General features: G+C 33.4%; 4 protein-coding genes. All 4 read left to right on the forward strand.

Annotation, left to right across the window (positions count from 1 at the left end; translation table 11 throughout):
• The first annotated feature begins 155 nt into the window (after nucleotides 1-155).
• The gene (locus tag V7719_RS07950; protein WP_335729348.1) at nucleotides 156-4,073 is read left to right on the forward strand and encodes a hybrid sensor histidine kinase/response regulator transcription factor; all 3,918 of its coding nucleotides are present in this window, start codon (nucleotides 156-158) and stop codon (nucleotides 4,071-4,073) included.
• A gap of 381 nt (nucleotides 4,074-4,454) precedes the next feature.
• On the forward strand, nucleotides 4,455-5,621 hold the full coding sequence (locus V7719_RS07955) for a hypothetical protein (RefSeq protein WP_335729349.1): 1,167 nt from the start codon (nucleotides 4,455-4,457) through the stop codon (nucleotides 5,619-5,621).
• Between the two features lie 45 nt (nucleotides 5,622-5,666).
• On the forward strand, nucleotides 5,667-6,797 hold the full coding sequence (locus tag V7719_RS07960; RefSeq protein ID WP_335729350.1) for a hypothetical protein: 1,131 nt from the start codon (nucleotides 5,667-5,669) through the stop codon (nucleotides 6,795-6,797).
• Nucleotides 6,798-6,800: 3 nt separating this feature from the next.
• Nucleotides 6,801-10,075: hypothetical protein (locus V7719_RS07965; protein ID WP_335729351.1), on the forward strand; the 3,275-nt coding region annotated here is incomplete at its 3' end.

Below are 10,075 nucleotides of genomic sequence, written 5' to 3' on the forward strand. Positions count from 1 at the left end.
ATGTTTTTAATAAAACTTCTAATTATCAAGGGTTTATAATAAAAAACTTTGCTTCCCTTTATTGTTTTCATGATTTCTTCACTAACTTTATAGTATTAGCCACCAACTTATAATGTCATAAAGTGAAACTTTTATATGTTTTCATATCAATTTTTATGAGTAACGTTTTGTTATCTCAACCTCTTATAGAAAATGATTCACTTCGTAAATTTCCAGAGAAACAAATTGCCTTTAGCCATTTATCAATAGAAAATGGGCTTTCACAAAATAGCGTCCTTAGTATGGTTCAGGATAGTATTGGGTATATGTGGTTTGTAACCCAAGATGGTTTAAATAGATATAATGGTCGTTCATTTAAGATATATAATAAACAATTTGAGGATATTACGAGGCCTACATTCAGTCGATTAGGAAGGGTATATATTGACAAGAAAAATAAGTTATGGATTATTACCAATTCTGGTCGGTTAGAATTGTATGAACCAGAAACGGATAGTTTTTATGAGGTAAAACGGTTTAAGGCTGTAAGCACTATTTTTCAAGACAAATATTTTAACACCTTTATTGGTACATATAGTAAAGGACTTTTTAAAATAGATGCCGTTACCAAAGACACTATTCAGCTCTTCAAGCCAAAAGACTTGAACAGAATAACTTATGATTTTCATCAATTAAAGGATGACCTAATCATTGCTACTTCTGGTGATATTATTAGATTAAAAAAAGACAATTCCTATCAAAGCTTAATTGAAAATGATAATAATATTCACTATAGTACAATAGAGCAAACTCAAGATAGCACACTTTGGATTGGGAGTTATGGGTATGGTCTTTTTTATAAAAAACTTAAAAACGATACGGTTACACAATTTAAAAAAACTTCTAACATTGACATTCCTAGTGATTTAAACATAGAAGATCTTCTAGTAGACAGTAAAAATCGTCTATGGATAGCTAGTTATGGTAATGGTGCATATTTACTGGATTTTGAGCAAAATAAACTGACTAACTTTCAAGAGAACAAAACCAATCCTTTTGCCATACACTACAATGATATGTTATCATTATATAGAGATAATACAGGAATCATTTGGTTAGGTAGTGATGGTGCTGGAGCAAGTTACTATGACGAACATTTAATTAAATTTAATGTCCTTACAAATAAGCAAATGCCCAAAAATGTTAACATTGATGTTGTTAGGAGCATTTCTACCGATAATCAAGGCAACATATGGATAGGCACTTCCGGTAAAGGACTAGCATTTATAAATAATAAAAACAATGTCTATAAAACGATTTCATCTCGAAATTCAGGTTTGGCTAGTAACCGAATTATTAGCCTATCTCATTCTGGTGATGATTTATGGATTGGACATCAAGGTTATGGTTTAGATATTTTAGAACCCTCTGGAGAATACAAGTACTTCCCTACTATTTCTGACTATACCATCTGGAGAATATTTTCGCAAACACCAGCACGGAGCTGGCTCTGTACTGAAAACAAAGGATTGGTATTATTTGATAAAACAGAAGGTATCATTGAAGCGTATAATACAAATAATTCAGCGCTTACAACCAATAACATTAAAGCCATTACACGTGAGAACTCTGAGATCTTATGGTTAGGAACTGAGAACCATGGTGTATTTCAATTCAATCAAAAAACAAAACGTATTACAAAACTAGATCTTGTAAATGGCCCTTTAAAGTCATTACTTTTTAAAGACCATATTTTATGGGTTGGCACTTACGGAAAAGGCTTATTGAAATACAATACAATTACCAAAACACTTACAAGTTATACGATTGAGCAAGGCTTATCAAATAATGTTATCTATGGTATTTTAAGCGATAACGAAGATAACTTATGGCTCAGTAGTAATTTAGGGCTATCTCGATTTAATACATCAAATGAAGATATTCCAGTGATAAAAAATTATAATAATTATGATGGGTTGCAAGCTTTGGAGTTTAATACAGGAGCCTATTACAAATCGAAAAATGGCACACTTTATTTTGGAGGTTTGGATGGCATTAATTGGTTTAATCCTGGTCAAATAACGTTCAATACCGTTAAACCAAAAACTATAATTTCTAAACTGGAAATATTTAGTGTAAATGAACCTTTAATTCAGAACGAAAGCTACAAACATAATCAGAATACATTTACGTTCACATTTTCAAGTTTACATTTCTCCCAACCAGAACGTAATTTATTTAAATATAAGCTTGAAAATCATGATGACAACTGGCAAGAATCTGGTAATATAAATACAGCGCATTATACCAATTTATCTCCTAACGATTATAAGTTCAAAGTCATATCTAGCAACTACGATGGCTTATGGAATGATAAGCCAGAGGTGTATAACTTTACAATATTAAAGCCATGGTATTTAACAATATGGTCAAAACTTATTTATGGACTGCTGCTAATCTCTTCTATATTATTTATTTATAAATACCTTAAATGGCGTTGGCACATGAAAATGCAATTGCTCTTTGAACATGATGAAACTGAACGTCTAAAAAATTTAAATGACTTTAAAACAAAATTATACACCAATATTTCTCATGAGTTTAGAACGCCTTTAACTTTAATTTCTGGACCTATAGAAAAACAATTATCAAGTACAACACTTTCAAAAGAAGACAAAGAGGAATTGACCTTAGTTAAACGTAGCGCTAATAGGCTGTTGAATTTGGTAAATCAAATGCTCGATTTATCAAAAATTGAATCTGGTAATTTAAAACTGAAAGTTTCACAGGGAAATCTATCCGTGGTATTAAAGCAATTAGCATCAGCTTTCGAATATAAAGCAAGAGAAAAACAAATACACTTTTTATATCATATAACTGATTTAAAATCTGCTTGGTTTGATAAAGATGTTATTGAAAAAACAGTATCCAACTTATTATCCAACGCAATAAAATATGCACCAGAAAAAGGAAACGTAACCTTTGAAGCAACGCACCAAGATGGCCAAATTATTATTGCGGTTATTAATAATGGTAATATTTTAACCAATGAAGATTTACCCAAACTGTTTCAACGATTTTATCAGGCTAACAAAAAAACTGATGGTGCTGGCATTGGTTTATCATTAGTAAAAGAATTAGCGATTTTATCTCATGGTAATATTGTAGCACATAACATGAATGAAGACGATATTCAGTTTACAATAACACTACCTATAGAGCGTTCCTATTACAATCAATCTGAAATAGTCTATAATGATCAAGAAATTGAACCCATTACTAAAGCTATTAAAGAAACAGGTTTTAACCCTAAGGAAGATCAACCACCTAATAAAAACAAGCCATTATTATTGATTGTTGAAGATGATTCAGACATCAGGCAATTTATTAAGTCAAGCTTCAATTCAAAATATAAAATAGTTGAAGCATCAAATGGAAAAGTGGGCATTAGTAAAGCCATTAGTCATATTCCAGACATCGTTATTAGTGATATTATGATGCCAATCACCGATGGTATTGAACTCTGTAATACCCTAAAGCATGATCACAGAACTAGTCATATCCCTATCATTTTATTAACAGCGAAAGTTGGCGAAGAAAATGAAATAATTGGTTTAAAAACTGGTGCAGATGATTATATCACCAAACCCTTTAGTACTGAAAAGTTAAAAATTAGAGTTGAAAAACTAATTCTATTAAGAGAACAATTGCAGAAACATTTTGGGCAAACGTTTCAATTTGAGTCTAAAGAAATTGAAGTCTCTTCAGTAGAGCATGAATTTTTACAACGTCTGCAAGATGTTTTGGACGTACACATTACAAAACCAGATTTTAATGCTGAAGCTTTCAGTAAAAAAATGCTTATGAATAGGATGCAATTACATCGTAAATTAAAAGCATTAACCAATCTAACAACCACAGAATTTTTACGCTCGTATCGATTGAAACTTGCAATTAAACTACTCGGAAAGTCAGATTTTACCATTTCTGAAATTGCTTATCAAGTTGGTTTCAACACACCTTCATACTTTATAAAATCTTTTAAAGACACGTATAAATATACGCCTACCGAATACATTTCAAATTCTAAGTAACAATAATATCCGCTTTAAAATGTAGATGTTACATATCTTCTATACTTTGTTACATTTCACATGCCTCCTTGAGTTATTCTAAAATAGCTTTGATAAAACTAATAGAATCCAACTTACAAGTCTCTAATGACAAGCACTATAAAATCAGATGACAATGCTAAAAATAAATGGTCCAAAATTTATTTAAGTATTGATCATTTAAAGGAAGGAAGTTACAAGCTAAACATTACACTTAAAAACAAAGTGATTAAATCTGTGAAGCTTAACAAAAAAATATAAAGACGCTATTAATCAATTTGAGAAAAAGGGAAATAATGAAAGTCATATGGAGTTGTTTCCCTTTTCTATTAAAATTTGAAAGAATTCATATAAATCAACATTATGAAACTAAAAAACACACTAATCGTAATCATTCTTCTAGTTCTAGCAGGAAATGTTTCAGCTCAATCATTCCAAGACAATCCATCTAATGAGCCAGATGGGGAATTTCCTAGTAAATGGGATTTAGTAAAAGGAACTGCTCAAATTGCAACTTTCAAAGGTGACAAAGTCATAGGTTTTGGTAACAATGCCATAATTACGCCTTTATTAGATTCTAAAAATTATTTATCTGAAGAATTCACTCTAGAATTTGATGCCTATTTTGATGATGTAGAAAAAGCTATAACATATCAATACTACCAAATTAGATTTTGGGATGGACATGGTAACGAAGTTGCAGAGACTAGCACAGGTAGAATTTCAAATTTTCCATTGAAAATTTTTCGTCATGGCGCTAGTATGGAACATACTATTTATTCGCCTAAAACATCAAAAGAAACTCATAAAGATTTTAAAGTAGCTTTAGAAGGTAAAGAAGGTATTTGGAGGCATATTGCCATTGACTATAAAAAGAATGCCTTTAAACTGTTTATTGATGGGACTCAAATATTAAATATACCACGACCAAAATTTACACCAAAAATGATATCTATTGAAGGGGTTTATCTTCAATTTGATAATGACTATACACGTGCTATTAAAAATGTCAAATTACAAGGCACTCGAAAAGGTAAACCTCAAGGCACCAAAATTGTCCTTATCGTTAATAATGAAACTAACCAAGTACAAAACATAGAGCTGTTTGAAAGCATGCAAGATGCCAATTTGGTAACTCAAAAATATCCAAATAGCAAGTTGTATTTAGGAATACTATATGGCAATTATGCAGTACAACCGCTTAACAACGCAGTACTTTCTTTTAATACTGTAAATGAATATTTATCAGGTGACCAATTCCTGCCTGGAGATCAGTTTCTTCCAGGTGACCAATTCCTACCTGGTGATCAGTTTCTTCCTGGTGATCAATTCCTACCTGGTGATCAGTTTCTTCCGGGCGATCAATTCTTACCTGGAGATCAATTTCTTCCCGGAGACCAATTCTTACCTGGAGATCAATTTTTGCCAGGTGACCAATTCTTACCTGGAGACCAGTTTAATTTAAGATTGATTAACACGAAAATATTAGCACATAAAAACGGCAAAGTATTATTAAAGATTGACAACTAAAATAAAACCATAAACAAAAGCTATTAACCACAAAAACACAATATCATGAAACCAACACATTCAATTTTCAACAAAAGTATCAAAACCCTACAATGCTCATTAACTTTAGCATTATTACTCGTTTTTACTCAAAATGTATTTGCTCAACCAAATGTATGGACCGTTGACAACAGACCAGAATCTGGTTCACAATACACATCTGTTCAATTGGCAATTGATAACGTATTGACTTTAGATGGCGATATAATATACATTCATCCGTCACCAACATCATACGGAAATATTAGTGTCACAAAAAGACTTAAATTGGTCGGTCCGGGGCATGATCCAGCAAATTCAGGTGGAACAAGAGCAACATTAGGTACGATTACTTTACGGGCAAATACTACCGATTCTGTAATTACAGGTTTAAATACTGGTAGCATTACTGCATGGTCATTCGGATTAAATTGTCATAACATACAGATTATCAATAACCGGGTAACAGGTCTTATACGAGGTCATAATGTTGCTGGAAACTCAAACAATTGGATTATAGAAGGCAACCATTTTGAGATACATTATAGTTCCGCTATCATAAATGGTAGTTCTTCCCAAGCATGGCAAATAAGAAATAATTACATAGAAGGCAATTTATCCAGTTTTGATCAAACTATGATAGTAACCAATAATTTATTTGTTCAGGAGGATCCGTCGGGCACTGCACAAATTTTTACCTCAGTAGACGGTATTACCAGCCCTATTGTAACCAATAATATGATAATTTTTACTGATCCAGATATCACAGAATTGATCAACTCAGGTTCCACACCAGTAACCTATACCAATTGTTTAACATGGAATGCAGGTGAAGGGGTTGCGTCAGATTTAGTCGCTCTTCCAGGTTTTGGTAACTTGGATAATGCCGATCCTTTATTTACAAGTATACCATCTTCTATTGTAGATTTTTATAATAACAATTATACATTAGGTATCGGCTCACCAGCTATTGGAGCAGCAACCGATTCTACACCAGAGGATCCTACAGATATAGGTGTTTTTGGAAGAAATTTTCCATTCGATATTCATGGTCGTCCACATTCAATGTCATATCCAGAAGTAATGACCATTTTAAATACGGTTGTTCAACCAGATCAGGATTTAAACGTACAATTTCAGGCAACGCAAAAAAACTAGATTATGAAAAAGATATGGCTTATTGGTCTTATATGTATCTTTTTCGTGGATAATTCCTGGAGCCAAGATTATGTTCCTCCTCCGGAATATGACATAGTGGCTGCAGAATATTTTTTCGATTCTGATACTGGTGTAGGTAATGCAGGTGTTGGTAATATTGGCAATTCATTGTCTGTTACTCCCGGAACTGCAATTAATCAAACGTTCAATATTTCTACAGTTGGTTTATCTGAAGGTCTTCACGTGTTACACATTAGAACACAAGATTCAAATGGTACTTGGAGTTTGTTTAAACGACAATACTTCTTTATTAACTCTGGTACTGGTTATGTTGATCCTCCTGAATATGATATAGTTGATGCCGAATATTTCTTCGACACAGATACTGGTGTTGGTAACGCAGGGAATGGAAATATTGGTGGTGTTATCCCTTTAATTGATGCTTCTTCAATAGATGATACTTTTGTAATACCTACAACTGGTCTTTCAGTAGGACTGCACGTATTGCACATTAGAACACAAGACGCAAATGGTACTTGGAGTTTATTTAAACGACAATACTTTTTTATTAACCCAGGTACTGGTTATGTTGATCCTCCTGAATATGATATTGTAGAAGCTGAATATTTCTTCGACACAGATACTGGTGTCGGCAATGCTGGAAATGGAAATATTGGTGGTGTAATTCCTTTAATTGATGCTTCCTCAATAAATGAAACTTTTGTAATACCCACAACGGATCTTTCAGAGGGGCTTCACGTGCTATATATAAGAACCAAAGACGCAAATGAAACTTGGAGTTTGTATGAAAGAAGATACTTTTTTATTAACTCAGGTGCTGGTTATGTTGATCCTCCTGAATACAATATAGTTGAGGTAGAATATTTCTTCGATACCGATACTGGTGTCGGTAATGCTGGTAACGGAAATATTGGTGGCTCATTCACTGTAACTGATAATCTCACTATTAATGAATCTTTTGTAATCCCAATTACAAGTCTTACTGATGGATTACATATACTTCATATTCGTTCTAAAGATGCAAATAATACTTGGAGTTTGTACGAGCGTAAGTATTTCTTCATTATGCAACTTTATCAAGTTCCAACACCCGTTAATATTGTTTCAGCTGAATTCTTCGTAACAAGCGACCTAAATTCTGATGTCGATCCTGGCGTTGGAAATGGAACACCTATTATAATTAATCCAGGGATGACCATAGACGATACATTAGTTATACCTGTAGAATGTTGGGAACCATCCTTAAACACAGATGATTATACCTTACACATAAGAGTTAAAGACCAAAATGACACATGGTCGCTTTACGATTTTGATCTGTTTACGGTTGAAGAAGATATGGTTCCTCCAACAACCATTTGTCAAGATGTAACAGTTACGCTTGATGAATTTGGTAATGGTTCTCTAACTGCTACTGAAGTTGATAATGGCTCTAATGATGCCTGTGGTATTCAGAGTTTAGTTATAGATAAAACTACCTTTACTTGTTCCGATTTAGGCGATTCAACAGTGACATTAACTGTTACCGATAATAAAGATAATGTAGCAACATGTGATGTAACCGTAACGGTTATAGATACTACTGCTCCAATTGTAGTTACTAAAAATATAGTTGTTGAACTCGATGGTAATGGAAATGCTACTATTACAGAAGATGCCGTTGAAGATGGTTCGACAGATGCATGTGGACCTTTATCGTTTGATATAGATAAAAACACATTTAATTGTAATGATGTAGGCAACAATACGGTTACACTTACCGTTTCTGATGGAAGCAGTAATGATGGCTTTGCGAATGCCATCGTAACGATTTTAGATGTAACGCCTCCTAATGTAATTACCAAAAATATAACCATTCAACTCGATGAAAATGGGATTGCATCCATTGCAGAAAATGCAGTTGATGATGGTTCAAATGATGCTTGCGGCGGACTTATTTTCAATACAGACATTACGAACTTCGATTGTAGTAATATAGGTGAAAATGTAGTAACACTTGTAGTAACCGATGCAAATACGAATGCAGCTAATGCAACAGCAACCATTACTGTTGAAGATAATGTATTACCTGAAGCAATATGTCAGAATATAACCATACAATTGGATGAAACTGGCAACGCAACTTTTGCTTCTGGATCAGCTATTATAGCACATTCCATTAATGACTTTTCAGGAACTCAAGGTGCTGGAAATTGGACTTATGGTAAATATTTCGCATTTGATTCTGCAAATTTCTCACAACTTCCCAATTATTCCATTTTAAATTTTGCAACTAATCCTGATTTTGCTTGGAATGATAATCAACCTTTTAATACTCCATTTTTAAGTAAAGATGTCGGGCATCCTGGTCAAGATTTAAGTTGGGCTGTACGTCGTTGGACAAGCAATATAAATGGTACAATAAATTTGGCAGGAGAGTTCTACGATGGCGATACTGGATGTGGAGATGGTTCTCATGCTAGAATTTTACTTAATGGAGCTCAAGTTTTAGAATACTTAGATCTTCCAAGTACGACTCAACCATATAATTTACAAATAAACGTTTCGATTGGAGATACGGTCGATTTCGCAATAGATCCAAAGTTCAATTATTTGTGTGACTCCACATTTTTCACCGCAACAATCACAACAACTGATGGAATTGATAATGGTTCCAATGATGCCTGTGGTATAGCAAGCTATTCTATAGACAAAACAACTTTCGACTGCAATGATTTAGGCTCAAATCCGGTTATATTAACAGTAACTGATAACAATGGAAACATCTCAACTTGTAATGCTACTGTAACTGTTGAAGATAATATCGATCCAACAATTACTGCAACTAATGATATTATCACCACATCATCAGCCGATGATCTAGGAGATTGTAATACAGATATAGATATTCCCGATGCCATTATTGATGATAATTGCGAAAGCAATTTAACTTGGATAATGTCAGGCAGTGTTACTGCTAGTGGTTCTGATCAAATAGGAATCTATAATTTTCCAGTTGGAATTACAACTATTGAATACACCAATACAGATGCGGCATTAAATATAGCCACTGATGATTTGATTATAACAGTAACTGATGATGAACTTCCTTCCATTGTCGGTCTATCTACCGATATTCCTCTGGATTCAGATCCAAGTCTTTGTGGCGCTATTACAAATTGGACTGAACCAACGCCTGATGATAATTGCCCAGGAAGTACCATAGCTCAAACTGCTGGTCTAGCCAATGGTGCACTATTTCCGGTAGGGTCAACAAC

Origin of the sequence: Psychroserpens sp. (assembly GCF_036960315.1) — a bacterium.
In the GTDB taxonomy this organism is placed as follows: Bacteria; Bacteroidota; Bacteroidia; order Flavobacteriales; family Flavobacteriaceae; genus Psychroserpens.